This is a genomic window from Plantibacter sp. CFBP 13570 (assembly GCF_014841395.1).
Taxonomy (GTDB): Bacteria; Actinomycetota; Actinomycetes; order Actinomycetales; family Microbacteriaceae; genus Plantibacter; species Plantibacter auratus.
On the sequence record NZ_JACYTW010000020.1, the window covers coordinates 22430 to 49247 of the forward strand.

Annotated in this window: 24 protein-coding genes and 1 tRNA gene; 16 read left to right on the plus strand and 9 right to left on the minus strand. The window is 68.1% G+C overall.

The genetic code is table 11. The features are described 5' to 3' along the window. Positions 1-16: 16 nt before the first annotated feature. Positions 17-217, minus strand: a complete 201-nt coding sequence (locus IFT89_RS08960) for a hypothetical protein (protein ID WP_056005177.1) — start codon at positions 215-217, stop codon at positions 17-19. Between the two features lie 221 nt (positions 218-438). Between IFT89_RS08960 and IFT89_RS08965 the strand changes: the two genes are divergently transcribed. Continuing rightward, positions 439-512: transfer RNA gene (locus IFT89_RS08965), tRNA-Pro, on the plus strand. Positions 513-1459: 947 nt separating this feature from the next. After that, on the plus strand, positions 1460-4141 hold the full coding sequence (locus IFT89_RS08970) for an NB-ARC domain-containing protein (protein WP_202938775.1): 2682 nt from the start codon (positions 1460-1462) through the stop codon (positions 4139-4141). A 774-nt stretch (positions 4142-4915) separates the two neighbouring features. Here IFT89_RS08970 and IFT89_RS08975 read toward each other — a convergent pair. Continuing rightward, complete coding sequence (locus tag IFT89_RS08975; RefSeq protein WP_307783480.1) at positions 4916-5290, minus strand: winged helix-turn-helix transcriptional regulator; 375 nt, start codon at positions 5288-5290, stop codon at positions 4916-4918. A gap of 117 nt (positions 5291-5407) precedes the next feature. Between IFT89_RS08975 and IFT89_RS08980 the strand changes: the two genes are divergently transcribed. Then, the gene (locus IFT89_RS08980; protein WP_194600381.1) at positions 5408-5773 is read left to right on the plus strand and encodes a DoxX family protein; all 366 of its coding nucleotides are present in this window, start codon (positions 5408-5410) and stop codon (positions 5771-5773) included. Between the two features lie 34 nt (positions 5774-5807). Here IFT89_RS08980 and IFT89_RS08985 read toward each other — a convergent pair whose 3' ends face one another. Then, positions 5808-6770: a zinc-dependent alcohol dehydrogenase family protein gene (locus IFT89_RS08985; protein ID WP_202938777.1), complete on the minus strand. Its 963-nt coding sequence runs from the start codon at positions 6768-6770 to the stop codon at positions 5808-5810. Positions 6771-6856: 86 nt separating this feature from the next. Here IFT89_RS08985 and IFT89_RS08990 point away from each other — a divergent pair, with 86 nt between their 5' ends. Then, on the plus strand, positions 6857-7486 hold the full coding sequence (locus tag IFT89_RS08990; protein ID WP_244650667.1) for a TetR/AcrR family transcriptional regulator: 630 nt from the start codon (positions 6857-6859) through the stop codon (positions 7484-7486). Positions 7487-7501: 15 nt separating this feature from the next. On the opposite strand, the gene IFT89_RS08995 is transcribed toward IFT89_RS08990, so the two are convergent. Beyond that, positions 7502-7900, minus strand: coding sequence for a VOC family protein (locus tag IFT89_RS08995; protein WP_202938778.1), 399 nt, complete (start codon positions 7898-7900; stop codon positions 7502-7504). Between the two features lie 96 nt (positions 7901-7996). Here IFT89_RS08995 and IFT89_RS09000 point away from each other — a divergent pair, with 96 nt between their 5' ends. Together IFT89_RS09000 and IFT89_RS09005 are read left to right on the plus strand one after the other, a co-directional pair. After that, entirely contained in the window at positions 7997-8986 is a 990-nt protein-coding gene (locus IFT89_RS09000; RefSeq protein WP_202938779.1) for a helix-turn-helix transcriptional regulator, read from the plus strand. Between the two features lie 357 nt (positions 8987-9343). Continuing rightward, positions 9344-9694, plus strand: coding sequence for a hypothetical protein (locus IFT89_RS09005; RefSeq protein WP_159878965.1), 351 nt, complete (start codon positions 9344-9346; stop codon positions 9692-9694). Between the two features lie 25 nt (positions 9695-9719). Here IFT89_RS09005 and IFT89_RS09010 read toward each other — a convergent pair whose 3' ends face one another. Genes IFT89_RS09010 through IFT89_RS09020 form a run of 3 tightly spaced genes read right to left on the minus strand, consistent with a single transcriptional unit; the run spans position 9720 to position 12126 of the window. Beyond that, entirely contained in the window at positions 9720-10046 is a 327-nt protein-coding gene (locus IFT89_RS09010) for a YciI family protein (protein WP_192004813.1), read from the minus strand. 44 nt (positions 10047-10090) lie between these two features. Continuing rightward, a complete protein-coding gene (locus IFT89_RS09015) occupies positions 10091-11503 on the minus strand; it encodes a flavin monoamine oxidase family protein (RefSeq protein ID WP_202938780.1) in 1413 nt (470 codons plus the stop codon). After that, positions 11500-12126, minus strand: coding sequence for a dihydrofolate reductase family protein (locus IFT89_RS09020; RefSeq protein WP_202938781.1), 627 nt, complete (start codon positions 12124-12126; stop codon positions 11500-11502). The genes IFT89_RS09015 and IFT89_RS09020 overlap by 4 nt, the downstream gene beginning before the upstream one ends. A gap of 185 nt (positions 12127-12311) precedes the next feature. Between IFT89_RS09020 and IFT89_RS09025 the strand changes: the two genes are divergently transcribed. After that, positions 12312-12797: a glutathione peroxidase gene (locus IFT89_RS09025; protein WP_202938782.1), complete on the plus strand. Its 486-nt coding sequence runs from the start codon at positions 12312-12314 to the stop codon at positions 12795-12797. Positions 12798-12818: 21 nt separating this feature from the next. Here IFT89_RS09025 and IFT89_RS09030 read toward each other — a convergent pair whose 3' ends face one another. Beyond that, a complete protein-coding gene (locus IFT89_RS09030) occupies positions 12819-13691 on the minus strand; it encodes an oxidoreductase (RefSeq protein ID WP_192017861.1) in 873 nt (290 codons plus the stop codon). Positions 13692-13890: 199 nt separating this feature from the next. Here IFT89_RS09030 and IFT89_RS09035 point away from each other — a divergent pair, with 199 nt between their 5' ends. The 3 genes from IFT89_RS09035 to solA all read left to right on the plus strand — a co-directional run bounded on the left by IFT89_RS09035 (position 13891) and on the right by solA (position 17438). Beyond that, positions 13891-14382 (plus strand): PadR family transcriptional regulator, encoded by a 492-nt coding sequence (locus IFT89_RS09035; protein ID WP_085514431.1) that lies wholly within the window; start codon positions 13891-13893, stop codon positions 14380-14382. A 61-nt stretch (positions 14383-14443) separates the two neighbouring features. Then, positions 14444-16147 (plus strand): ABC1 kinase family protein, encoded by a 1704-nt coding sequence (locus IFT89_RS09040; protein ID WP_202938783.1) that lies wholly within the window; start codon positions 14444-14446, stop codon positions 16145-16147. A gap of 130 nt (positions 16148-16277) precedes the next feature. Further along, positions 16278-17438, plus strand: coding sequence for an N-methyl-L-tryptophan oxidase (solA, locus tag IFT89_RS09045; RefSeq protein WP_202938784.1), 1161 nt, complete (start codon positions 16278-16280; stop codon positions 17436-17438). A gap of 42 nt (positions 17439-17480) precedes the next feature. Here solA and IFT89_RS09050 read toward each other — a convergent pair whose 3' ends face one another. After that, positions 17481-19286, minus strand: coding sequence for a GAF domain-containing protein (locus IFT89_RS09050; protein ID WP_202938785.1), 1806 nt, complete (start codon positions 19284-19286; stop codon positions 17481-17483). A gap of 202 nt (positions 19287-19488) precedes the next feature. On the opposite strand from IFT89_RS09050, the gene IFT89_RS09055 reads away from it, so the two are divergent. The 6 genes from IFT89_RS09055 to IFT89_RS09080 are packed head-to-tail and all read left to right on the plus strand — an operon-like array spanning position 19489 to position 26725. After that, positions 19489-20763, plus strand: coding sequence for a hydroxymethylglutaryl-CoA reductase, degradative (locus IFT89_RS09055; RefSeq protein ID WP_085514388.1), 1275 nt, complete (start codon positions 19489-19491; stop codon positions 20761-20763). Next, complete coding sequence (locus tag IFT89_RS09060) at positions 20760-21740, plus strand: hydroxymethylglutaryl-CoA lyase (protein ID WP_202938786.1); 981 nt, start codon at positions 20760-20762, stop codon at positions 21738-21740. The genes IFT89_RS09055 and IFT89_RS09060 overlap by 4 nt, the downstream gene beginning before the upstream one ends. Then, positions 21737-22411 (plus strand): FMN-binding negative transcriptional regulator, encoded by a 675-nt coding sequence (locus tag IFT89_RS09065; RefSeq protein WP_202938787.1) that lies wholly within the window; start codon positions 21737-21739, stop codon positions 22409-22411. Before IFT89_RS09060 ends, IFT89_RS09065 begins: the two co-directional genes overlap by 4 nt. Beyond that, complete coding sequence (locus IFT89_RS09070) at positions 22408-23877, plus strand: amidohydrolase (protein ID WP_202938788.1); 1470 nt, start codon at positions 22408-22410, stop codon at positions 23875-23877. Before IFT89_RS09065 ends, IFT89_RS09070 begins: the two co-directional genes overlap by 4 nt. Continuing rightward, positions 23877-25547, plus strand: a complete 1671-nt coding sequence (locus tag IFT89_RS09075; protein WP_202938789.1) for an amidohydrolase — start codon at positions 23877-23879, stop codon at positions 25545-25547. The genes IFT89_RS09070 and IFT89_RS09075 overlap by 1 nt, the downstream gene beginning before the upstream one ends. Then, positions 25544-26725: a M20 metallopeptidase family protein gene (locus IFT89_RS09080; protein ID WP_307783481.1), complete on the plus strand. Its 1182-nt coding sequence runs from the start codon at positions 25544-25546 to the stop codon at positions 26723-26725. The genes IFT89_RS09075 and IFT89_RS09080 overlap by 4 nt, the downstream gene beginning before the upstream one ends. Positions 26726-26818 lie beyond the last annotated feature (93 nt).

A 26818-nucleotide genomic window follows, 5' to 3' on the forward strand; every position in this document is an offset into this window, starting at 1 on the left:
CGGCGTGCCGCAGTGGTCAGCCGCGGGACTCGGGGTGCAGCCAGTGACGTACGACGGGGATGAGCAGTGACAGTGCGACGAAGGTGATGGCGCCGCCGATGATGGCGTCGTCGATCGGTGTGTTGCGGCTGACCTGCACGATGCCCGAGACGATCGCGACGGGCAGGGCGGTGAGGGCCGCGACACGGACCTCTTTCCAGTAGTGGCTGTAGCGCATGGTGGTCCTTCGTCGGGTGACCGGATCGGTCGGTTCGTCCTGTCACGCGGGCGCGGACGAGTCACGGTAGCGTGCCCCGTGCGGGGGCGGGCAGGGGAGACCTCCCACCCGACGAGTGCGGCTTGTCTGGACCGGGCTGCCGTCGCCGGAGCCGTGTCACGGAGCGCCCTCGGAATCCGCTAGACTGTTCGAGTTGTCTTCTCCGCCCGCGGGGATGGCATCGGGCTGTGGCGCAGCTTGGTAGCGCACTTGACTGGGGGTCAAGGGGTCGCAGGTTCAAATCCTGTCAGCCCGACAGAAAAGCCCTGGTGTGGATCGACTTCCCACCAGGGCTTCGTCGTGCCCGCGAGAGGGGGCGCTTGATGCGTCGTTCATTCGGGCGCCGAAGGACTTCGGGCAGAGATTTTTACTGCCTTGTTCAACGAGGAGCCCCTGTGTATTCCCGAATCTCGAGCTGCCGGTAGCACCCGGAATCCGGACGCCTGTAGCCGGTCACTCGCTTGCGTGAATACGGAGGCTGCGCGTCTCGCTTGGGTCCAGCACGTCTCCATGAGTAACAGCCAGCGTGTTTAGATTCCGGACGGCGCAGTAAGCCAACAGCCGTCAACTTAGTCGGCACGCCGTCATGGTGACACCCGACCATACGAGAATGAGCAAACCTGCGCGGCNCGGAGAGGTGGGCAAACAACGATGCGCCAGCGTTCGAGTAGAAATTTTGACTGTGCCTGCAAGCCCTTGGTCAGTGAGTCCACTCACCATTCCGCAGTCGACATTTCGAAAATGCGCGCAGACCTGCAGACCCAACAATTGGGCTCGGTCGCGAGGTGGTGGCGGACTCAGGGATGGTCGTGTCTCACGGGAGAGCGAATGTTCGGTCTTGAGCGGTACTTTCGACATCTTTCTGGCAGAGTATGTAGCACTAGATCGCGCTTCGGGTGTGGGGCGGGGCAGGATGACGTGCCGGCCAACCTAGATAGGATGTGAACGACCAGGTACCCTCGCCAATTGGGCATGATTTCCTCAGTCAGCTTTAGGCTTCAGCGCACCCAGCCACCCCTGCGTCGCATGTGGCTGGCACCAAGAAATTCGCTATGGCTCGCAAATGAGGATCTCACATTTACAGAGAATGGATGAAGCCGGGATATTGGGACTTCGCCCCGACGTTATCAAATTGCGCCGGCCGCTTGCGAATGAGCAGGTCACGGACACTCCCGGTATTGGGAATTCTAGAGAGAAGCATGAATGGACCAGCAATCTTTCACGTCGAAAGCACGAGCCTTTGTCGCGATCGACGCCTTGGAGCAGGATCTTAGGCGGTGCATTCTTGAGTATCTACTTGATCATCTCGATCAGGATCAAGTGTTTGGAGCCGAAGCCGCCGGTCTTCGCAGCCGACGAGACTCTGATCCCGATGGAGAATCTGGGCTACTCACCGACTACCTATTCTTGAGGCAAGCTTATGACACTCTATTGCGGCACAAGCAGATAATTCCTCGTGACCTTGGTGATCTGTTGACCTTAAATGTGGGCCCGATGGATGGATTTGTGGCGGTTCGAAATAGGGTCATGCACGGGCGTCCCCTACGTTTCGATGATCTGGATAGCGCGCACACTTTCATTGCTCGATTGCGCTCTCGCTACTTCCCGACAACGGAGGCGATATTGAAGAGCCTCGAGCGGGACCCAGCGTGGCAACCGGCATTCGAGACCAAGCCAGCCCCTTTCGATCGAGTGCTCCACAACCTACCCTCCGCTGATTTCGACGAGACGGGGCTAGTGGGCCGATCCGTGGAGGGACGCCAGATCACCGACCTGTTGGTCAAAGGTCGCGATAGGATGATCACTCTCACCGGTGAAGGTGGTATTGGCAAGACGGCGCTGGCCTTGGATGCCTGCTACAGCCTAGTAGATTCTACTGATCCGCCTTTTGAGGCGGTACTTTGGGTTTCATTAAAGAATGAACGTCTCACTGCCGACGGAGTCAGAGGAATCTCTGATGCGATACGCGATATAAGCGGAGCGGCGGGGGAGCTGGGGCGTTCTCTAGACCCATCATTTGGGGGTAGCCTGGAAGAGCTCGCCGATTATCTCTCTGGCCTTCGGGCGCTAGTAGTAATCGATAATCTGGAGTCCGCTCAAGGTGACGAAGTGGTCGCGCTATATGATGCGCTCCCGGAGTCTGTCTCGTTCCTATTCACAAGTCGTGTCGGTATCGGGCAGATTGAACGACGGATTGCCATAGCGGGTCTGAGTGAACGCGACAGTTTGTTGCTCTTGAGGAAGTTCGCGTCCAGGCGAGGGCAGTCGTCTATAGCGAGTTTGACCGATCCTGTTGGCCGTGATGTCGTGCAGCGGCTTAGGCACTCCCCTCTCGCTATTAGATGGTATGTCCTGAGCGTCGAAGCGGGCAAGACGCCCACCGATGCGCTTCGAAATCAGACCGAGCTTCTTCGGTTCTGTGTTGACAACGTCTACGAGGCGCTATCCGCTGACGCGAAACTGGTTCTAGCAATCCTTCGAACTCTAGATCGTCCGATTTCTTTTGACGAATTAGCCGTGGTTGCAGCTCTGAATATTGACACACTGCGGATGGCTGCCCAGGTGCTTGCTCAGGGTTCTCTCGTGGTTAGGACCCCGGCATTAGAAGTTGGGGCCCCGGACCTGCTAGAGCTCTCGGCGACCGCACGCGCGTACCTACCGAGGGTTGACGCTAATAGTAGCGTGATGAGCGGTGTTTTGGACAGAGAAGCGGCTTTTGTCCGTGATCGTGAAGAAGCAAGGTTGAACGCCGCCAAGCGCGTATTTGACCCTAATGTGGTTATTGCGCGCTCGGACGAAGACGAACCAACGGCTCACCTCCTCCGACTAGCTCTTCGCCTCGCACGAAATGCTGACTTTGACGGAGCCGAGGCTCAATTGTCACGTGCGCGAATGCTCAACCCTGGATACTTTGAGGTAGATCGCGTAGAAGCTTTCATTCTGAGTAATCGCGGGAATTCGCCGGTGGCTAGCGCCCGGTATAGGGATGCTAGGTCCCAATGTGTCACAGACGAAGAGAGAGCTAGAGTCAGCTACTTCTTGGCTGGCCATCTCGCGCGAGCCGGTCATGATCTGGGCGGTGCATTGCCTCACGCCGAGTTTGCTTACGCGACGCTGCCGACCGCCGATACGGCCATGGCGCTTGGTAACTACTACGTTTGGGATCGCCGCTATTCGCTTGGGCAAGAACTTCTGGAGTCTGCACTCGAAGAAACTGGTAGCCACAAGCTCAGGCGGATTATAACGACCGCTATCGTCGATAGCTGGCGTCGATGGGCGGAGGCTGAGCTAGATGACAAAATGCCGGAATCGGCGTTGGAGAAGGGCCTATCGGGCACGCACACCGGCAAGCTACTGCTAGTGGAGAGTGCGCACGACTTTAGACTCGCGGATGCAGTCGTCCGCTCGATCGTGGTATCGGTCCGTGCCATCAAGAGCATGAATGATCCGTCAGATAGTCAACGCTTGCGCGTTGGATCAGAGCTCCAGTTTGCAATGAATGATCAGAGACTTCGAACGGTCGATTCGTGGGAGCGTCTGGTACGGGTAGTCGCTCAGTTGCCGGATGATTTCCTGCTTCATCAGAAGCGATTCTTGATTACCGCAGGAAGTCCTCGGGCCGAGCGTGACCAGATTGTGGGCCTCGAGTGGTCTGGCGAGCAAGTCAGTGAGGCGCGCAGATTCAGTGGAGCTATACTCTCGGTGAGGGAACGATACGCCTTCATATCCCATCCGGATTTTCCGGAAAATCTGTTTTTCCATTTTGGTGCTCTAGCGCATCCTGATGATCGTGGTGCGCTGATGGAGGGTCTTGCGGTCGAGTTTGATGTCTCGCAGGACGCTGAGGGTAGATATCGCGCCGAGAACGTTGTAGTCGTTCGCTGACGGATCGCCAGTACTTCGAAGGAAGGTAAGTGGGAGCACTTAGAGCTTGCGCTTTAAGTGAAAATGTCGGAGTGTGTGGCCACGATGCGGCAATCACGATGCTTGGGTCCTCGGCGCGTGATCCCGATTCCACGCGCGTCTGTTGCCTGTCTTGCCCAATCGCACAGCACACGACCGTCCTCGTCCACAAGCTTCGCGATGAGCGTATATGCGACCATCCGCCGATAATTGCCATGAGCAACATCATCGGGAACATCTTCGGGCGCCGAGGAGGTCTACGAGGTGCAGTCAACAGTCGGTCGGGTTGTTCGCGAGCGTGCCTGTGCTATCCAACATCGGAAAGAACTGGACGCTGACCCGTACCTAGCTAGCGAGAAGTTCGTAAGCGATGAGTTCTAGTCATCGCCGAGGCCTACAGTGTTCTGCACGCTGTCTAGTGGCTGCGTGCGAACGTGTAGCCCCCGATCCCTATCGCCGTGCCTGCCGTCCTCAGAGGGTCGGCTTGCCTTTGAGGCGGACGACACGCATTACGGTGATCTTTTCGCCATTCACCTTGATTGGAGGACCAAGACGATAGCGAAAGTGCGACACATGTCTACCTTTGCATGACCTTATCCGGCGAGCGACGGGACATTGGCTGCAATCCAGTCGTCTCGCCGAGGGCGGTCACGGGCCCCGAAATCCTTAAACGGACGTAGTTTAGCCCGACCATGAAGTCCCGGAAACGATCTGGTTTCCGGGACTTTTTCGTTGGCCCGCAGCGCGGGCAGGTGGTCAGGACCGCTCGTCGTATGCCGTTCGACTCGCTTCGATCATGGGGACGTGCTCTCCGGCCCACTCGGCGAGTCCCACCGCATGGGGGATGAGCGACTGCGCGAGGTCCGTCAGCTCGTACTCGACCCGTGGCGGCACTTCGGCGAAGGTGGTGCGGGTGACGAGCCCGTCGCGTTCCAGGTTCCTGAGGGTGAGGGTGAGCATGCGTCGGGAGATGCCCGGGATGCGCTGCTCGAGCTCCGTGAAGCGGAACGGCCCGTCATGGAGCGTCGCGATGAGGAGGAGCGCCCACTTGTCGGCGATGCGGTCGAGGAGTGAGCGGATGGCCTTGCCCTGGTCGCCCCTGACGGAACACAGCCTCTGATAGCGGAACACGGCACCCCTCGCGGCTCGGTCACACGCGTGTGCCTTTTGTACGCCGGTCCGATCCGGTCCACACTTGCGTTGGTTACCCATCGTAACCATCAACGCACACGCACTCGGAGGTTGCACATGGTGATCGCCTATTGGATCGTCGCAGGACTGCTCGCGGTCCTGTACCTGTACTCGGGCGGCATGAAGCTCGTCCGCTCTGCAGAGCAGCTCCGCCCGATGATGGCGTGGGTCGACGGCATGCCGCTCTCGGCGGTTCGAGTGATCGGACTGCTCGAAGTGCTGGGCGTGGTCGGCCTCATCCTGCCCCCGCTCGTGGGCGTCCTCACCTGGTTGACCGTCGCTGCGGCGGTCGGGCTGGTGCTGGTGCAGATCGGTGGTATCACCCTGCACGTGCGTCGCGGCGAGATCCGGGTCCTCGGGCTGAACGTCGCCCTGCTGGTGCTCGCCGCCGTCGAGATCTGGCTGGCGACGATCTGGCTGTAGCGGTGGCGGATCGGTCCCTGCCTCGTCAGCCGGCTCAGGGGACGAGCACGATGCGCCCGAACACGTCCCCGGCGTCCATGAGACTGTGCGCCTCGGCGGCGTCGCTCAGCGGCAGGGTGTCGTGGACCACCGGCGAGAGCGCGCCTCGGACGGCGTCGTCGAACACCTCGGCTCGCACCCGGGCGAGTTCCTCGCGCGGCACGGTGTCGAGGCTCAGGGTTCCGAAGGTGATCGATCGGCGGAAGCCGGCCAGGAGAGCCGTGCCGAAGTCGGCGGGCGGGAACCCGCCCACCACGCCCACGGCGATCAGGCGGCCGTTCGGCGAGAGCCGCTCGATGAACCGGGGGAGATCGGGACCGCCGACGATGTCGAGGATGACGTCGAACTCCGCCGGGGCGTCCGCATCGTCTGCGCCGGAGCGGTCGAGCACATGGGTTGCACCGAACGCCCGCAGACGTTCCCCGCGTTCGGAGGACGAGGTGGTGACGGCGATGACGCCGGCGCCGGCACGAGCGGCCAGCTCGACGCCGGCCAGGCCGATACTCCCGGCGGCCCCGCGCACGAGGACGGATTCGCCCTCGGTCAGGCGAGCGCGTTCGAGCGCGAAGTGCGCGACCGGGAACGCGCTGCCCAGCGTCACCGCCTGGACGGGCGTCAGGTCGGAGGGCAGCTCGACGATCTCGTCTGCTCGCGCGATCACGTGCTCGGCGTAGGCGCCCGAGCTCCCCGTGAACGCCCAGACCCGTCGACCGACCCACGCGGGGTCGACGTCGGGCCCGGTCGCGGTGATGACACCGGCTGCTTCACTTCCCGGGATCATCCCCGAGTCCCGTGCGGCTTCGGCGATCCCGCCCCGGCGGATCACGACGTCGACCCCGCCGACGCCTGCGGCCTCCGTTCGAACGAGGACCTCACCGGCCCCGGGCGTGGGGACGGGCAGGTCTGTCACCTCCATCCCGCTCGGGTCGCCGAAGGTCCGGATGATCACTGCGCGCATGGGTGCACTCCGTTTCGCGGCGGGGGATCTGACCCGCCTCCCGAAACGTAACGGACGCACCCGTCCACTTGAGTAATGTGAGACATATGTCCGCAACACTGCCTCAGAACCTGCGTTCCGACGCCCAGGAGAACCGTGACCGCGTCCTCGCGGCAGCCCGCGAACTGTTCGGGACCGACGGTCTCCACGTGACGATGCGAGAGATCGCCCGCCGAGCCGGTGTCGGGCCGGCCACCCTCTACCGACGGTTCCCGACCAAAGCCGATCTGGTCCGAGCCGCCTTCGTGAACGAGCTCGACGCCTGCCGCTCGATCGTGGTCGACGCCCGCGCAGACGTCGACCCCTGGCGTGGCTTCCGCGGCATCATCGAGGAGGTCCTGGTCCTCAACGCTCGGAACCAGGGGTTCACGGACGCGTTCCTCGCCGCCTACCCCGATGCCGTCGACTTCCGGACCCAGCGTGAACAGGCCGTGCGTGCGATCACCGCCGTCGCTCGTCGTGCCATCGACGTCGGTGCGCTGCGCGCGGACTTCGTCCTCGACGACTTCCTCGTGGTCCTGCTCGCGGCTCGCGGACTCTCACGTACGACGGAGACGGAGCGCGTCCGAGCTGCACGACGCTACGCCGCGCTCGTGATCGACGGACTGCGTGCGTCAGACCGGCACGAAGCGCTCCCGCCAGCACCGCGACTATTGTCGAGCGTCATCCCGGCGTAGCCGGCAGGTGCAGGTTCACGATCCGACGCGTTCACCGGCGTCAGTGGTGATTGGGGTGAAGACGTTGACGAGGTTGCCGTCGGGGTCGCGGAACAGCAGCGAGCGGTTGCCCCACGGCATGTTCGTCGGGTCGTTCACGAACGTCTCCACGACGCCCTGCAGCGTCGTGTAGGCCGCGTCGACGTCCTCGACGAGCAGATCGAGGATGACGGATCGGTTGGCTCGCGGTGCGGCGGCGTTCTCACCCAACAGTGGGATGGTCGCTGAACTGGCGATGGCGAGCGTGCCGGTGTCGGTGCGCACCTCGGCGAACAGTGGGTGCAATCGTGTCGCGGTCGCACCGGTGACCCGCTCGTAGAAGACGACCAGGGTGTCGACGTCGTCGGTGATGATCCGGGTGGCTGCGAGTTGCATGCGTGTCTCCTTGGCTGGTGGTGTTCCGCGCGGGTGCGGCGGCGGTGACGACGATAGAGCCGATACCGGACAGATTTCGCCCGGTATTCTCATGAGATGGGACATGCCGGCTCGCCGACTGCTCGAGCGCTGCAGCTGCTCGAGTTGCTGCAATCGGCGGAGATCCGCAGCGTGCCAGAGCTCGCCGAACGGTTGGGCGTTGATGAACGGACCGTGCGCCGCTCCGTGCAGCGTCTCGTGGACATGGATGTCCCGATCGAGTCGGTGCGCGGCCGCTACGGCGGGTACCGCCTCGCCGTCGGCCGACAGGTGTCGCCGATCATGCTCACTGACGAGGAAGCGGTCGCCGTCTTCCTCGGCTTGAGTGAGGCTCAATCGTCCTTGGACTCCCCGGACGTCGCAGCGCAGATCGCCCTCGCGAAGATCCGACGATCCCTCCCGGCCGCATCCGTGGACCGCCTCGAGGCGGTCCTGCAGGCCGCAGCACGGAGACCGACGCGCCACGACGTGCCCGACGCGGGAGTCCTGCTCACCGTGTCGGACGCGATCCGAGCGAGACGCCCCGTGGAATTGCGCTACCGCGACGCGGAGGACACGCCCTCGCGTCGCACGGTGCATCCGTTCGACCTGCTCGTCCACGCCGGTCGTTGGTACCTGGACGCGTTCGACGTCGAGCGAGTGGAGGAGCGCACCTTCCGGGTCGACCGCATCCGATCGGCGCGGACGTTGCCCGGCGTCTTCCCAGACCCGGTTGCTCGAGCGGAGCGCCCTCCACTCGTCGACCGCTTCGCGGGGGCGGACTACCGATGGCACGTCCGATTGCGCATCCAGGCGAGCGTCCCGCAGATACGGGCACACTTCCCGGAGAGCGTGGCCGTCGTGGACTCGATCGAGGACGCACCTGGCTGGCATCGGGTCTCGATCCGAGCCAAACGCCTCGACTGGCTTCCAGCGGTGATCGCCGGGCTGGGAGATCATGCGGTGATCGTCGACGAGCCTGAAGACCTCAGAGCACTCCTCCACGCGACAGCGACGCGGATGCTCCGCATCGCGCGCGGCGCGGATGGGACGCCTCCGCTCCCGTAGGGCGCGGCCGTGCGAATCACGTCAAAGCACGCCGCCGGTCGCCCGGGGTGGCGGTGACCGCCAGGGGTTCCGGCGGGCGTGCTCGGAGCGCCGGCCGTCCGACCAGCGCCCAGCCGCCGCGTCACCGTCCGATGAGCCGCTCGGATTCGTCCCAGAGTCGACGGGCGTCGTCCAGGTTCCGCATCGGCGTCCACAGTGCCGGGAGGAGCGCGGGTCGGCCACCGATGCTTCGACCGATGCCGAGGATCCTGGTCGGCGTGAGGACCGCTCAGCTCGCCAGCTGCCCCCCGCCTTGGGGGTTGTCGATGCCATGGCGTGATAGGAGCATCAGCTGCATCGGAACCAATGGAGGTTCGAATGCGGAATCCAGAGGTATGGCTTACCCTCGTCGCCTTGCTCGGGGGTGTCGTCATTACCGGGGCCCTCTTCGCGCCGATCGCAGCGATCATCGCCGGGGTCGGATTCCAACTCAAGCGGAAGGAACGGGGCATCGCTCCAGGACTGTTGCTCTTCAGCCTTGCTGCGATCGTCTTGGCGATCTTCATCTACCCGGCCCACTTCCGTGCCGTCGCCACGTGTGATGCGATCGCCGCAGGGGCTTCGAACTCGCCGCTGGAGCGACTACTCGATACACCCATGGAGCGGCGGATGGACGCACTGGAGGCAGGCTGCAACGATCTGCCGTTCTACGAGATGCGCGAGTACTGACCCTTCGGTCTCGACAGCGTGCCGTTCAGCTCGTTGCAGGGAAGGGGCGCAGCTCCAGGCGGCCGTTGCGGGCCATCGGGTGGCGGGCCGCGATGTCGATCGCCTCGTCGAGGTCGGTGCACTCGAGGATGTCGAAGCCCCAGAGGGTGTCGGTCGCACCCGGGATCGGGCCGTTGGTGACGAATCGCTCGCCGGCGCGGACACGGACGCCGCGCGCCTCGCTCGGATCGAGCACGTCGCCGAGGAGCCGCCGCCTGGTCGTGTCCAGCTCCTGGACCCAGTGGTCGACGTCGGAGTCGTCGGTCGGTTCGTCGGGCACCGGGTCCGTGAGGACGAACATCATGAATCGCATACGTTTCCTCTCATTCGACGCTCGCGAGAGCGTACTCGTTGTCGCTATCGGATCGGGTTGACGACTGGTACTGCGCTCTCGTCGCGCCAGAGGGTCTCGATCGGGATCGACTGACCAAGGATGCGCTCCGCCGCCCGATGGCCGGAGTGGAATGCCGCCGTCACCGTCGCGGGGTCGTCGGTCCAGGTCGCCTCGCCCGCGAGGTGCAGGACGCCACCGACCGGGGTCGCGAGGGCGTCGTGGTCGTCGGTCGTCGAGCCGACGGTCATGTAGGCATAGGACCCGCGCGAGAACGGGTCGTCCTGCCAGCGCGTGACGTGCACCTCCGTCGGCTCCTCGACACGGTCGCCGTACAGGCGCCGCAGCTGCTCGAGGTTCGACTCCACGACGCACGACTCGTCCCAGTCCCGGATCTCCACGGCCGTCGGGCCGGCGGCGAACGTCAGCAGCGTCGGCGATTTGTGCGCCGTCGTGAGGTCGTACCAGGAGTGCCAGCGTCGACTCTCCGAGCCTTGCTGTCGAATCGCGTAGACGTCCTCGTCCCAGAATCGCCGCTCGAACCGCAGGAACACCTTCTCGAACGCGTTCATCCGCAACCGGGAGAGTGCGCCGGCGACCGGCTCCGGCAGCGGGGGATCGATCGCGAATTCGTCCGACTGCAGCACCCCGACCGGCACCGTCACCACCACCGAGCCCGTGTGCAGCACCACCTCGCCCATCGGTCCCTGCGCGGTGACCTCGACGCCGTCCGCAGACCACCGCACATTCGTCACCACGTGCTCCAGGCGCACATCGAGCCCCTCGGCCAATCGCCGGGGGAGCACGTCGTACCCGTCGGGGAACACGACCTCGTCACCGTCGATCGCGTCGTCGTCGAGCCCGTGGGCCGCGAGGTCCTCGATCCATGCGCCGTACTGCTCCTCCGAACGATGCTCCAGGTACTCGCGGACCCGCTGCACCCGCTCGGCGTCCCAGCCCTGCAACGCGAGCGCCGCCTCCGTCACGTCACGGTACGACGCGTCCGGGGCTGACTCGGCGACGACACCGAGGAGCGTCGCGTCGAGGGCGTGGACGTCCTCGGCGAAGCCGCGAGCCTCGGCGTCCGACAGACGCTCGCCGCCGGGCCCGTAGTACGCGATCGGCCGGCTGTCCGGCTGGTAGCCGCCGACGGTGAACTCAACTGTCCGCATCCCGAACGCGTCGGCCGCCGTGGCGACCGCACTGTCGTTCACCCCGTGCACCCACGATGCGCCGAGATCGGTCACCTGACCGTCGCGACGCTCGGTCGACACCCGCCCGCCGACCCGGTCACGGGCCTCGACGACGACCACTGCTCGTCCGGCGGCCGCGAGGAGTCGTGTGGCGACGAGCCCGGCGACGCCGGCACCGACGACGACCGTGTCGAAGCGGGTGTCGGCTTCGGGCGTCTGCGCCGATGCCTCGTCCGACGCGCTCATCGCGGGTCGCCCATGTCGCCGGTGGCCGGTGTGCCGTCGATCCGTTCGTACCTGAGGTGGACGGTCCCTGCGGGGGAGGTGGTCGCCGGGCCGAGCAGGCGCAGCGAGGACGGCACCGTGCCGGTGGCGAAGACCCGCTTCCCGGTGCCGAGCGTGATCGGGTACACCCAGAGGTTCAGCTGATCGAACAGTGCGTCAGCGAGCAGGGTCTGCACGAGGTCGAGGCTGCCGATGACGTGGATCTGCGCATGGCGCTCGCGCAGTGATCGAACGGCCTGGGGGAGGTCCGATCCGAGTTGCGTCGAGTTCCCCCACCCCAGCTTCCTCGGCTCGCGTGACGCGACGTACTTCGGCAGTCGGTTGAAGAGCCTGGCGATGCCGTCGTCCTGGCCACCCTCCTGGTGCGGCCAGTACCCGGCGAAGATGTCGTAGGTCCGGCGCCCGAGCAGGAGGGCGTCCATGCCCACCATGCCGGCATCGATCTGCTCCCCGTCGACCTCGTCGATGAGCGGCGCCTGCCAGCCACCGAACGCGAACCCGTCACTGGGATCCTCCTCCGGCCCACCGGGCGCCTGAGCGACGCCGTCGAGGGTCATGAAGAGGTCGATGTGGATGCGTCCCATGTCCTGCTCCGATCTGCTGCACTCACGATCCACCGGCGGGCAGGCGGTGTCAACGGCTGTCGGCTGAGAACGCACTGACGAAAGGGCGTCGGCCGTGTCCTGGGCGAGTAGCGTTCGGAGTGGATCCGCTTGCGCACACCAGTGCTCGAGCAGGACGTCGTTCGACAGATGAGAGGCATCACACCATGACCGATCTGGACACCATCCCCGTCACCACCCTCGACGGCCGGGACACGACCCTCGCGGAGTGGGACGGGAAGGCCAAACTCGTGGTCAACGTCGCGAGCCGCTGCGGCCTCGCACCGCAGTACGAGAAGCTCGAGGCGCTCCAGAAGGAGTACGCCGACCGCGGCTTCACGGTGATTGGCTTCCCGAGCAACCAGTTCCTGCAGGAGCTCGGCGACAACGAGAAGATCGCCGAATACTGCTCGGCCACCTGGGGCGTCACCTTCCCGATGATGGACAAAGTGAAGGTCAACGGCCGGAACCGGCACCCGCTCTACCAGGAGCTCGTGAAGACCGCCGACGCGAACGGCAAGGCCGGCAACGTCAAGTGGAACTTCGAGAAGTTCCTCATCGCGCCCGACGGCACCGTGCACCGCTTCCGTCCGACCACCGAGCCGGATGCCCCCGAGGTCATCGCCGCGATCGAGGACAGCCTTCCCGCGTGACGCCGGGACGGCCGGGCGCGCTCACCGGTAGGTGACTCCGGTGAGCGCCTCGGCCGTTCTCCAGAGCTCGGCGGCGACGTGCTCGTCGCGGGCCGCCGAGGTCCGGTCGACGGGCTTCGGGGCACCGCGCATCTCACCGAAGCCGCTCGGACCGTAGTAGCCGCCGGGCTCGACATCGGGCGACGTCGCCGCATACAGCGTCGGAAGCGCACCCATCTCGGCGCTCTGACCGAGGAGCCGGGTTCCCCACGCGAGGAGCGGACCCTGCGCGGACTCGGTGTGGGACTGGAGCTCGGTCGACGCGAAGCCGGGGTGTGCGGCCACGGACAGCACCGAGGAACCCTCCGCCGTGAGGCGTCGCTGCAGTTCGGCCGAGAACATGAGGTCGGCGAGCTTCGACTGGCCGTAGGCGGACCAGCGCCGATACGTCCGGTTGCGCCAATTGAGATCGGCCAGGTCGATCTTGCCGGCGCGGTGTGCAGCACTCGACAGCGTCACGACCCGCGTGGTGATGCGGTCGATCAGGAGGCCGGTGAGCGCGAAGGGCCCGAGGAAGTTCGTGCCGATCTGCATCTCGAAGCCGTCGGCCGTGCGTCGTTCGGGAACCGCCATGACGCCGGCGTTGTTCACCAGCACGTCGACCCGCTCGACGCCGTCGGCGAATCGGCGGACGGACGCGAGGTCGGCGAGATCCAGCTGCCGCACTTCGACGTCGCCGGTCATCGTCGCCGCGGCCCGCGCGCCCTTGTCCGTGTCGCGGCAGGCGAGGATCACGGCGGCACCGTGGGCGGCGAGCTCGCGGGCCGTGACCGCGCCGATCCCGCTGTTCGCGCCGGTCACGATCGCGACGCGGCCGTGCTGATCGGGGATGTCTGCTGCGGTCCAGGGGCTCATGAGGGCGACGTTACGCCATCACGATCTTCCGATTACACATATCGTTCACAGCTTCACCGATATATCGTTGAGCATCGTTCACGTACGACGAAGGAGAGCAATCATGGGTGGATTCCCAAGCGGTGGCGCAGGATTCGGTGGCGCAGGGTTCGGTAACGGCGGAGGCTTCGGCAACGGAGCCGGCTTCGGTACCGACGGCATGTGGCAGATGATGGAGCAGCTGCGTTCGAAGTTCGAGAAGAGCGCCGGCTCGCGCGTCGGCCGAGGCGACGTCCGCTCCGCCGTGCTGGCCCTCCTGGCCGAACAGCCGATGCACGGCTACCAGATCATCCGCGAGATCGAGGAGCGCAGCGGCGGCTCCTGGAAGCCCAGCGCAGGCTCGGTCTATCCGACGCTGCAGCTGCTGTCCGACGAGGGCATCATCACGGCCGAGGAGTCGGGCGGCCGCAAGACCTACGCACTGACCGAGGCCGGTCGCGACGAGGTCGCCGAGTCCGGGGCATCCGCTCCGTGGCAGAACGCCGAGTCGTCCGAGCACCCCGGCTTCACCGCTCTGCCGAAGGCCGGCGTCGAGCTGGCCCAGGCCGCAGCCCAGGTCGGCCGCACCGGCACGCCCGAGCAGGTCCAGCAGGCCGTCACCATCCTCGACGACGCTCGCAAGCGCCTCTACGCGATCCTCGCCCAGGACTGACCGAGTGTCGTCGACCGGCGGGACGCCCAGCGACTCGGCGTCCCGTTTCGGCGAGCTCCCCATGAGCGGGCGGGCCGGCGTTCCAGCCGGTCCGCCCGCTCACGGGCGCGCCCGGTACCGTCGCATCCTCCGCTTCGCGAGCTGGCACCTGGCCGCCGCCTGGTGGTTCGAGATCGTCCTGCCGCGGTTCGGGCTCATCAAGCTGACGGAGCGGACCCGCACGCGCCGCATGCAGAAGTTCGCACGACGGTTCCACGTGCTCGCCGTCGACCTCGGCGGCCTCATGATCAAGGTCGGCCAGTTCATGTCGTCGCGCCTCGACGTGCTCCCGCCGGAGATCACGAAGGAGCTCGAAGGCCTGCAGGACGAAGTCCCGCCCGTCGCCTTCCCACGCATCCGCGCGCTCGCCGAGTCGGAACTCCGTGTGCCGCTCTCGCAGGTCTTCGCCGGCATCGACGAACGCCCCGTCGCAGCGGCCTCGCTCGGCCAGGCGCACCGCGCCCTGCTCGCTCCGGCGCTCGCCGCGGACACGGGGCTCGACGCCGTCGTGCTCAAGGTCCAGCGGCCGGGCATCGACGAGATCGTCACCGTCGACCTCGCCGCCCTGCGCAAGGTGGGCGGCTGGTTGCGCCGCGTCCGGCTCGTGTCCGACCGCGTCGACATGCCTGCGCTCGTCGAGGAGTTCGCCGCGACGAGCCTCGAGGAGATCGACTACCTCCATGAGGCTGCGAGTTCCGAGCGGTTCGCCGCCGACTTCGCGGGCGACGACCGCGTCTCCGTACCCGCGGTGGTGTGGGAGCGCACGACCCAGCGCGTCCTGACGCTCGAAGACGTCACCGCCATCAAGATCACCGACGCGGACGCCCTGCGCGCCGCCGGCATCGATCCGGTCGACGTGGCACCCGTGTTCGCCGCCGTCATGTTCGACCAGCTCTTCACCAACGGGTTCTTCCACGCCGACCCGCACCCCGGCAACATCTTCGTGACGCCCGTCGAGGCTGCCCCGGGCGAGCGACCCTGGAAGTTGACCTTCATCGACTTCGGGATGATGGGCGAGGTCCCGCCGACCACGAGGCGCGGCCTCCGGAAGCTGCTCATCGCCGCCGCATCGCGCGACGGCAAGGGCCTGGTCGACGCGATCCGCGACCTCGGCGTCCTCCTGCCCTCTGCCGACACGACCGAGCTCGAACGGGCCATGACCGCGCTGTTCGGGCGCTTCGGCGGCATGGGGTTCGCGGAACTGCGCGACGTCGATCCGAAGGAGTTCCGCGACTTCGGCAACCAGTTCAGCGAGGTGATCCGCACGCTGCCGTTCCAGCTGCCCGAGAACTTCCTGCTCATCATCCGCGCGATCTCGCTCACCTCCGGTGTCTGCAGCGCCCTCGACCCAGAGTTCAACCTCTGGGACTCCGTCGAGCCCTACGCCGCGCAGCTGCTGCGCGACGAGCGTGGCAACGTCGTCCAGGACCTCGGTCGCGAGGCACTCGACATCGCCACGGTCGCGGTCCGCCTGCCGAAGCGTCTCGACGCGGTCATCACGCGGGTCGAAGCCGGCACGGTCGCGACCACCAACCCGAGACTGGAACAGCGGATCGCCCGGCTCGACCGCACGACGGGCCGGGTCGTCTCGGCCGTGCTGTTCGCCGCGCTGCTCGTCGCGGGCACCGTGCTCCGGGCCGACGACGCCGTGCTCGGCACCGTCTTCATGGTGGTCTCCGCCGTGCCGCTCCTCCACGCACTCTTCTCGGGGCGACGCAGGCACTGACCCCGGCGAGGGGTCGTCGCCACGGCACACTCCTGACGCGAAAACCTGGATCATCGGTCCATAGGCCGGTCTCCGGCGCTCCAGCACACTTGCCTGAATCGATCGGGCAAGCACGAGGGAGCACCACCGGATGGAATCGTTCGACGTCGCGGTTGTCGGCATGGGAGCTCTCGGCAGTGCCGCCGCCTACCACCTCGCCCGTCGGGGCGCGAAGGTCGTCGCCTTCGAGCAGTTCGAACTCGGGCACGTCCGCGGCGCCTCGCACGACACCTCGCGGATCGTCCGGACGTCGTACGGCGCACCGCAGTACGTGCGACTCGCGCAGTCTGCCTACCGTGACTGGACGGACCTCGAGCAGGAGTCGGGCGAGCGGTTGCTCACCATCACCGGCGGGGTCATCTTCCTGCCCGTCGACGGGCCCTACTCGGCCACCGACTTCACCGCGGCACTGGAGGAGTGCGGGGTCCCGCACGAGCTGCTGACGCCGGCCGAGGTGCAGGCGCGGTGGCCGCAGTTCCGGATCCCCGAGAACGTGGAGACGGTCTACACCGCCGACACCGGCATCGCCCACGCGGCGCGCACCGTCGCGACTCTGCAGCTCCGTGCTCGGGCGCTCGGTGCGGACATCCGCGACCGCACCCGGGTCGACGCGCTGACCCCTGATGGATCCGGCGTCGTGGTGCAGACCTCCGGCGGCCCGGTGCGTGCCGGCAAGGTCGTCCTCGCCGCCGACGCGTGGGCCAACGAGCTGCTCGAACCCCTCGGTGCGGCGATCCCGCTCGACGTGATGCAGGAGCAGGTCACCTACTTCCGCCCGGCCGACGCCGAGCATCTCGATCGCGAGCGGTTCCCGGTGTGGATCTGGGAGGACGAGGAGTGCTACTACGGCTTCCCGACCTTCGGGGAACCGACGGTGAAGGCCGCACGCGACGTCTCGGAGAACCGCATGTCGCCGGCGGAGCGCACCTTCGTCCCGTCTCCGGACCTCACCGGGCAGCTGGCCGGCTTCATGGCGGACCTCGTGCCGGCGTCGGGCCCCGAGCTCCGCACGGTGACCTGCCAGTACGCGCTCACCCCGGACCGGAACTTCGTCCTCGGCCCGCTCGAGGAGCACCCGGACGTCATCGTCGCCCTCGCCGCCGGTCACGGCTTCAAGTTCACGCCCGCGTTCGGACGCATCCTCGCGGAGCTCGCGCTCGACGGGGAGACGAGCGACGACATCTCGAGCTTCGCCCCGTCCCACGCCCGCAGCGCCGACCGCGTCTCACCGATGCCGACCTCCGCGAGCTGATCCGGAGCTCGGCGTGGAGCGGGCCGGTCCGAGTGCTGCAGGTTACCGTCCGGACTGCAACTGCTCGCGGAGCTCGTCGAGGCGGACGGCGATGCCGAGCCGGAACATGCGCTCGTCCTCGCGCCAGGAGGCTCCGAGGACCTGGTCGAGCCGGTCGAGGCGCTGCAGGATCGTGTTCGTGTGGAAGTTCAGGGCGCGCGCCGTGCGGGTGGGGCTCGCGTTGTTCCGCACGAACGCACGCAGCGTCCCGAGCAGGTCGGCGTTCCGCTCGGCGTCGTAGCGCCGGACGAGTCCGATGGTGTCTCGCAGGAAGTCGGCGAGCGCCCGCGCATCGGTGTCGAAGATCGCCGAGTAGGGCAGGAAGTCGTCGGTCGATGCGGTGAGGTCCGAGAGTTCCAGTGCGGCGATGAGTCTGGCGGTGCGCATCGCGCTGGTGAACGCGGAGGTGAGGGCGTCGGGGGCGGTGCGGGGCACGACGGCGACGACGGGCTGCTGGATGCTGCCGGCGACGTGTCGGCGGACGGCGTCGGCGTCGAGCGGCCGACGGCCGGAGGAGTGTGCGGCGACGACGTACCCGCGGTACTCGCCGACGAGCGCATGGTCGTCGAGTCGGCGGCTGAGCGCTCGGGCGGCGGTGGTCTGTTGGTCTCCCGGGACGGCGAGGAGGAGCAGGGAGTCGAGTTCGTGCAGGTCGATGCCGAGGCGCCTGGCGCGTCGTTCGACGTCGGATCGGCGTTCGGGCACGTCGTCGAGGAGGTCGGCGATGAGCTCGCTGCGGACACGGTGGTCGGCGCCCGAGGCCGCCTCCTGCTGGAGTTCGAGAAGTGCCGCGACCTGCGCCGCGCGTTCGACGGTGCGGAGGTCCACGGCGCCGAGCTCGAAGTCGCCGTCGCCGAGGATGAGGGCGCCGAAATGCCGGCTGCCGGCAGACAGGGCGGCGACCGCTCCGACACCGCCGCTCGCGACCAGGACGCAGTGGCCCGAGCGACGGCTGTCGGTGATGGCCGCGCGGGTGACGTCGTCGAGGTCGAGCATGCCGGGGGAGAGCGGGAGACCGGCTGCCGCGATCACCCGGTCCTGCGCGTCGGTGACGGCGACCGCACGGCCGAGTGCGGTGGCGAGCGTCTCCGCGACGGGCGCGAATCCGCCCCCGGCGAGGACCGCCTGGACGAGTTCCTGGTGGACGGTGTTCGCCCGGTCACGTTCGACGAGGTGGGCGGTGAGGTCCGCGAGGTTCCGCCGGCTGGCGTCCTCGGAGTCCTGCAGGTCGCGGAGGGTCTGCGTGGTCTGGAGGATCACCGAGGCGTGGTCCGCGAGCGCAGCCAGGAGTGCGACCTCGTCGGGGGAGAAGTCCTTCCGGTCGCGGTTGCCGACGAAGAGGACGCCGAGGACGTCGTCGCTCGTGAGCATCGGCACGCCGAGCAGGGAGACGAGCCCCTCCGCTGCGACCGCGTCGTCGATGCCGCGCTCGTGTCGGTCGGTCGAGTAGTCGGAGTAGTCCGCGACCCACTGGGCCGTGCGCGATTCGACGACGACGCTCGCGAGTCCGCGCCCGGGAGGCACCCGGAGCGTCTGGAACGACGGACTGACGGAGCCACTCGTCTCGCGGACCCGCAGCTCGTGGGTGACCGGGTCGAACTCGGACAGGTAGGCCAGATCGACGCCCATCATCTGGTGGGCGCGCTGGACGAGCCTGGCGAGCACGGCGTCGCTGTCGCGGAGCTCGGCCAGTTCGCGGGCGCTCGAGAACAGGGCGGAGAGCTCGTGCTCGCGGCGTCGCAACCGGATCAGCTCCCGCTCGGTGTCGTGGACGGGTTCGGCGTCGACGAGGTCGGTGGCCGTTCGCACGTCGGCAGGCTCTCGCATCGGGTCTCCTGACTGGTCCCTCAGGAGTCTAAAGCGACGGCCGGTCCAGCGGGGTGTGGGATCCACCCACACGATCGCCGATCCGCTGAGTCATCCGCCCATCGTCGTCGACGATCACCGCTCCTAGGGTCGTCTTGACCGCAGCACCGAGGATCCGGTGTCTGCCTGTACCGAAGGGCGACCCATGCCGAGAAACAGCCGAATCCAGGGGCTGCGCGACCACACGCCGGACGAGCGGCTCGACCTCGTCGCCGAGGGGGCCGGGATCGCGGCGGAGGCGCTCGCCGCACTGCGACCCGATGCCGGCCTGTCGATCGCCCAGGCGGACCACCTCGTGGAGAACGTCGTCGGCGTCATCGCCGTCCCGGTGGGCGTCGCGACGAACTTCACCATCGACGGCGAGGACCGACTCGTCCCCATGGCGACCGAGGAGCCGAGCGTCGTCGCCGCGGCATCCAACGCCGCCCGCATCGCACGCGTGCACGGCGGCTTCCGGACGTCGTCGTCGGGCGACGTCATGATCGCGCAGATCCAGATCCTCGACGCCGTCGACCCGCACGCCGCGCGGCTCCGCGTCCTCGAGGCCAGAGACGAACTGCTCGCCCTCGCGAACGAGCTCGACCCGATCCTCGTCTCCTTCGGCGGTGGCGCCCGAGACATCGACGTCCGGATCCTGCCGACGCGCGTGGGGACGCAGGTCATCGTCCACCTCCACGTCGACGTCCGCGACGCCATGGGTGCGAACGCCGTGAACACGATGGCTGAGGCGATCGCGCCCCGCATCGCCGAGATCGCCGGATCGCGGACCCTCCTGCGGATCCTCACGAACAAGGCCGATCAGCGCATCACCCGTGCCAGGGCGGTGTTCGACGCCGACCTCCTCGGTGGTGCGCAGGTCGTCGCCGACATCGTCGCCGCGAGCGCGTTCGCCGAGGCCGATCCGTACCGGGCGGCCACGCACAACAAGGGCATCATGAACGGCATCACGGCCGTCGTGCTCGCCACGGGCAACGACACCCGGGCGGTCGAGGCCGGCTGCCACTCCCACGCGGCTCGGTCCGGTCGCTATTCGGCGCTGTCGCAGTTCGAGCAGGATGCCGACGGGAACCTCGTCGGCACGATCGAGGTCCCGCTGGCCGTCGGGCTCGTCGGTGGAGCGACGAAGGCGCATCCGACGGCGCAGGCGGGCGTGACCCTCCTCGGCGTCGAGACGGCCCGGGAACTCGCGGCCGTCATCGCCTCGGTGGGCCTCGCCCAGAACCTGGCCGCATGTCGGGCGCTCGCCGCCGAGGGCATCCAGCGCGGCCACATGACCCTGCACGCCCGGACGATCGCGGCGAGCGCCGGTGCGACCGTGGATGAGATCGGGGCGGTCGCGGCGAGGATCGTCGCCGACCGTCGGATCCGGGTCGAGTACGCGCGCGAGGTGCTCGACGAGCTCCGGGCGACGTCGGCATGAGCGGCCTTCCGCAGCCCCGGATGGAACCGGTGGACGGCCTCCCGACGCGGGTGCGCGTCTACGAGGTGGCGCCGCGCGACGGGCTGCAGGCCGAGACGGACATCCTGCCCACGTCGGTGAAGGCGGAGCTCTGTCGGCGCCTGTACGAGGCGGGGTCGCGGGACCTCGAGGTGACGAGTTTCGTGCCGGCCACCTGGATCCCGCAGTTCGCGGATGCGGAACGGCTCGTCGCTGGCCTCGAGGTGCCGACGGGTGCGCGGGCGGTCGGCCTCGTGCCGAACCTGCGCGGCCTGCATCGGGCGATCGACGCTGGTGTCCGGGAGGTCTCCGTCGTCGTGAGCGCGTCGGAGTCGTTCGCCAGGGCCAATCTCAACACCTCGCGCGAGGGGGCGGTCGAACGGGCCGAGGAGGTCGTCGCCACCGCGACCGCGGAGGGGGTGCCGGTGCGCGGCTACGTGTCGATGGCGTTCGGGGACCCCTGGGAGGGTGCGGTCGATCCGGCGACGGTCGTCGAGGCCGCCGTGCGGCTGTACCGCGCCGGGTGTTCGACCGTCGCCGTCAGCGACACGATCGGGGTGGGGACGCCCGGGCTCACGACCCGGGTCGTCCGGGACGTGCTCGCCGCCGGGATCCCGGTCGAGGCGGTCGCGCTGCATCTGCACGACACCTACGGGCAGGGACTCGCCAACGTGTACGCGGCGCTCTCGCTGGGCGTCGCCGAGTTCGACTCCTCCGTGGGTGGCCTGGGTCGCTGCCCGTACGCGAAGGGCGCCACCGGTAACCTCGCAACCGAGGACCTCGTGTGGATGCTCCACGGGCTCGGGATCGAGACCGGGCTCGACCTCGGGGCCCTCGCCGCGACGACCGTCTGGTTGGCGCGCGTCCGGGGCGTCGCAGCCCCCTCGAACGTGGCGACGGCCCTGGCGGCCGCAGCGTCCGCGGTCGACACCCCGAGCACCGCAGGAGGCGGCAGATGAGGCACACCACCGAGTACGTTCAGGGCGACGTCGAAGCGGTCCGCGCACTCGTGCGCGAGCACCCCTGGGCAACGGTCGTCAGTCACGTCCCCGGTCGTGGGCTCGTCTCGTCGCACTATCCGGTCCTGCTCGAGGAGGACGAGGACGGGATCGTGCTCCTCAGCCACGTCGGGCGGCCGGACGAGCGACTGCACGAGCTCGGTCAGCACGAGGCCATGGTGATCGTCTACGGCCCCCAGGGGTACGTGTCGCCGAGCTGGTACGACACGTCGCCGGCCGTCCCCACCTGGAACTTCGCGGTCGCGCACCTGTACGGGGTGCCCGAACTGCTCTCGGACGAGGAGAACCTGCAGGTGCTCGACCGCCTCGTCGCCCATTTCGAGCGTGTGCTGCCCGAGCCGTACCTGATGAACGGGACGATCGCGAACAGCGAGTACGCGGCACGCATCGTCCATGGGACGGTCGGATTCCGCCTGCGCGTGACCCGGTTCGAGGCCAAGGAGAAGATGAGCCAGGACAAACCGGCCGAGGTCGTCGAACGGGTGATCACGGCGCTCGGGGAGCCGGGTCCGTACCAGAACGTGACCCTTGCCGCCCGCATGGCGGCCCTCCACGGACTCGACGCAGGGACAGCTGCGCCCACCACCGACGACGGGACACCGGCACGGTGACCGCGACCGACCTCACGCTCCGGAACGCACGGCCCTCCGGCGGCGAGCCCGTCGACATCCTCGTCCGCGACGGTCGGATCGCCGAGATCCGACCGGCCGGGACGGCCCCGGCGTCCGGCGAGGTCGTGGACGTCGCCGGACGCACGATCGGACCGGGGCTCTGGGACGCGCACGTCCACATGACCCAGTGGGTGATCCAGCGGCGACGGATCGACTTGACGGAGACCGCCAGCGCGGCCGACGTCCTCGCGGCCGTCCGTCGCGCGGTCGACACCGGTGCACCCCTCACTGACGGGTTCCTCATGGGGTACGGGTTCCGCGACGGCCTGTGGGCGCAGCCGGCGACGCTCGCCGCGCTGGAGGCCACCGAATCGGACGTACCCGTCGTCCTCGTCAGCGGCGACCTCCACTGCGCCTGGATGAACACGCGCGCCGCGCGACGACTCGGCCTGGACCTCGACGCGAGCGGCGTCGTCGCCGAAGCGCCGTGGATCGAGGCGCTGCAGCGGATCGACCAGCACTCGGGGCTCGCCGCGCACGCCTACCGGGATGCCGCCGACGCGGCAGCCCGACGCGGCGTCGTCGGGGTCGTCGAGTTCGAGAACACCGACAATCTCGGCGAATGGTCCGAGCGCATCGCGGACGGCGCGACGAGCCTGCGGATCGAGGCCGCCGCGTGGCCCGACCGACTGGAGTCCGTCATCGCGGCGGGACTCCGCACCGGCGACGCGATCGACCCGGCCGGACTCCTCACCATGGGTCGACTCAAGGTCGTCGTCGACGGTTCCCTGAACACGAGGACCGCCTGGTGCTGGGACCCGTATCCGGGCGTCGACCCGTCGAGTGCGCACGCCTGCGGTGTCGAGAGCGTCTCGGTCGACGAGCTCCGCCGACTGCTGGAACGTGCGAGGGGCGCCGGGATCGAGGCTGCCGTCCACGCGATCGGCGACCGAGCCAACACCGAGGTCCTCGACACCTTCGAAGCGCTCGGGATGCGCGGCGTCATCGAGCACGCCCAGCTCGTGCGCGAGCAGGACTTCGCCCGGTTCGCGAGCCTCGGGCTGATCGCGAGCGTGCAGCCCGAGCATGCGATGGACGACCGGGACGTCGCCGACCGCCACTGGAGCGGCCGCACGGGTCGCGCGTTCGCGTTCGGATCCCTGCACCGCGCAGGCGTCGGCCTCCGGCTCGGCTCGGATGCTCCGGTCTCGCCACTCGACCCGTGGCAGGCGATCGCCTCCGCGACGAGCCGGAGTCGCGACGGCCGCGACGCCTGGCACCCCGAGCAACGGCTCCCGCTGGACGTGGCCCTGGCCGCGAGCGTCCGCACGTCGATCGCGGTCGGGCAGCCCGCCGACCTCGTCATCACGGACCTCGACCCGTTCGACGCCGACGCCGAGCGGCTGCGGTCGATGCCGGTCGCCGCGACCCTGCTCGGCGGTCGCTTCACCTGGCGCGCGATCTGATGGCAGCTGAGACCGAGACGGAGACCCCCACCGTGACACCGCAACCCACCGCGACGCCGACCCACTCGCAGCTCTTCACGAACGCCCGGGTGTTCACCGGCACCGACGAGACGGACGTCGCCTCCGCGTTCCGCATCGTAGACGGCCGCTTCGACTGGGTGGGGGAGGCGTCCGCGGTCGCGGGGGAACCCTCGGTCGACCTCGGCGGACGCACCGTGCTCCCCGGCCTCATCGACAGCCACACCCACCCGGCGCTCATGGCCGCCACCGCCGTGGCCGCCGAGTGCTTCCCGCCCTCAGTGGTCTCCATCGACGGACTCGTGGAGCGGCTGCGAGAGCACCAGGCGACGCTGACCGCGCCGAGCGCCTGGGTGATCGGCCGCGGGTTCGACGACACGAAGTTCCCCGAGGGGCGGATGCCGACCACAGCCGACCTCGACGCGGTGTCCGCAGAACGCCCCGTCCTCGTCTGGCGCTGCGACGCCCACTCCGCCGTCTGCAACACCGCGGCGCTCCGCCTCGCGGGCATCACGGCCGCCACACCCGACCCGGCCGGTGCGCGTTTCGAACGCGGACCGGACGGCGAGCCGAACGGTGTCCTCACCGAGATCGCCGCGGTCGAGGCGGTCGCGAGGTTCATCCCGGTGCCGGAACGAGACGAACAGGTCGCCTCGCTCGTCGCGATCGGCGAGGAACTGGCCTCGCGAGGGATCGTCGCCGTGTGCGACCTGCTGTCCAACCGACTGCACGACCCCCTCGACGCCTTCCGCGCCGCTGCCGCCAAGGGGCTCCGCACCCGCGTCGCCCTCTACCCGGGCTGGGACCCCTCCGCGCCGCTCGCCGAGCTCACTCCGGACGATCGCGAGGGGCGGATCCGCATCGGCGGGGTGAAGGTCGTCCTCGACGGGGCCTACTCGAACCGCACCGCCTGGGTCGCCGAACCGTATCCCGAATCCTGCGACCACGGACTCCGACTCGTCGAGGACGACGACGTCCTCGCAGCCGGCGCCTGGGCTCGCCGCAACGGCGTCCAGCTCGCGGTGCACGCCATGGGTGACCGCGCCCTCGACCGCGTCGCGAGCCTCTTCGAAGACCAGGAGCCCTGGCTCGACGGCATCCCCTCCGTCCGCATCGAGCACGCGACCATCATCAGCGAGGAGTACGCCGAACGGCTCCGCTCCGCGCGCATGACGTTCGGGATCGCCACCCACACCGTGTTCTTCTTCGCCGAATACGACGGCTACGAGCTCGCCCTCCGCGCCGAACAGGTCCCCGACGCCTACCCGATCGCCCGGTTGTTCCGCACCATCGGGCCGCTCGCGCTCTCCTCCGACCGCCCGGCCACCGCCTGGAGCGGCGCCGACGACGTCATGCTCTCCGTCGAGGCCGCCGTCCGACGCCAGGCGTACAACGGCGCCGACTTCGTCCCCGAGGAGGCCATCAGCGTCGCCCAGGCGCTCCTGCTGTACACGGGACGAGCCGGCCTGCTCTCGCCGCTCGAGAGCGTCGGTCGGATCGCCACGGGATACGACGGCAGCTTCGCCGTCCTCGACCGCGACGTCTTCTCCGTCCCCGCGGACGAGATCGCCACCGTCCGGGTCGCCGAGACCTGGATCCGCGGCGAGCAGGTGTACCGGCGCTCGCCGCAGGACGAGGGGGCGCGCTCGTGACCGGCTTCCGGGAGGACGCGACGGCGATGCGCGACGAGCTCGTGGCCGTCCGACGCGAACTGCATCAGGCCGTCGAGATCGGCCTCGACCTGCCCGCGACCCAGGGGATCATCCTGCGCGAACTCGCGGGGCTCGGCCTGGAGGTCACGACGGGCACCGGACTCTCCTCGGTCGTCGCCGTCCTCCGGGGCGGTGCCCCGGGCCCCACCGTGCTGCTCCGTGCCGACATGGACGGTCTGCCGGTCACCGAGGCGACCGGGCTGCCGTTCGCGTCGACCTCCGGGGCCATGCACGCCTGCGGCCACGACCTCCACATGGCGGGTCTCCTCGGCGCCGTCCGGCTGCTCGTCGCCCGTCGCGACGACCTCGCCGGCACGGTCGTGTTCATGTTCCAGCCCGGGGAGGAGGGCCAGGCCGGCGCGCGGATCATGCTCGAGGAAGATCTGCTCGACATCGCCGGAGAGCGACCCGTCGCGGCGTATGCGCTGCACGTCGACTGCAGCACCCCACGTGGGCAGCTCGTCACGCGGGAGGGCGCGATGATGGCGAGTGCCAACGCGTTGCAGCTCACGGTCCGCGGGACGGGCGGTCACGCGGCGTTCCCGCACCTCGCCGTCGATCCGGTGCCGGTCGCCGCACACCTCATCCTCGCCGTGCAGACCTTCGCGGCCCGTCGGCTTCCGGCCACCGACCAGGCCGTCATCTCCGTCACCCGGCTGAGCAGCGACTCCGAGGCCAGCAACGTGCTCGCCTCGGCCGTCAGCCTGGAGGCGAACATCCGCACGCTGTCGAAGGCGACGCTCGAGAAGGTGCGTGAGCAGCTGCCTGAGCTGCTGACCGCGATCGCCGAGGCGCACGGCTGCACCCTCGAGTCGACGTTCATCGCGTCCTACCCCGTCACCGTCAACGACCCGGAGGAGACGCGGTTCGTCCTCAGCACGCTCGACGCGCTCGTGGGGCCCGACCGGGTCGTCCGGCAGGAGGTGCCGTCGATGGCGTCGGAGGACTTCGCCTACATCCTCGACGAGGTCCCCGGCACGCTCGTCTTCGTCGGTGCCGCCCCCGATGAGGGCTCCGTCGCCCTGCATTCCGAACGCGCGGTGTTCGATGACGGCGTCCTGGACCTGCAGTCCGCGGTGCTCGCCGAACTCGCCTGGAGACGTCTCCAGCTCGCGTGAGCGACGGTCGACCGTCCGGGTAGGGAGTGGCACATCCCGGACGTATCCGACAGCCGGGGCAGTGCATGTGCCCTGGATGGGTAGCATGGACAC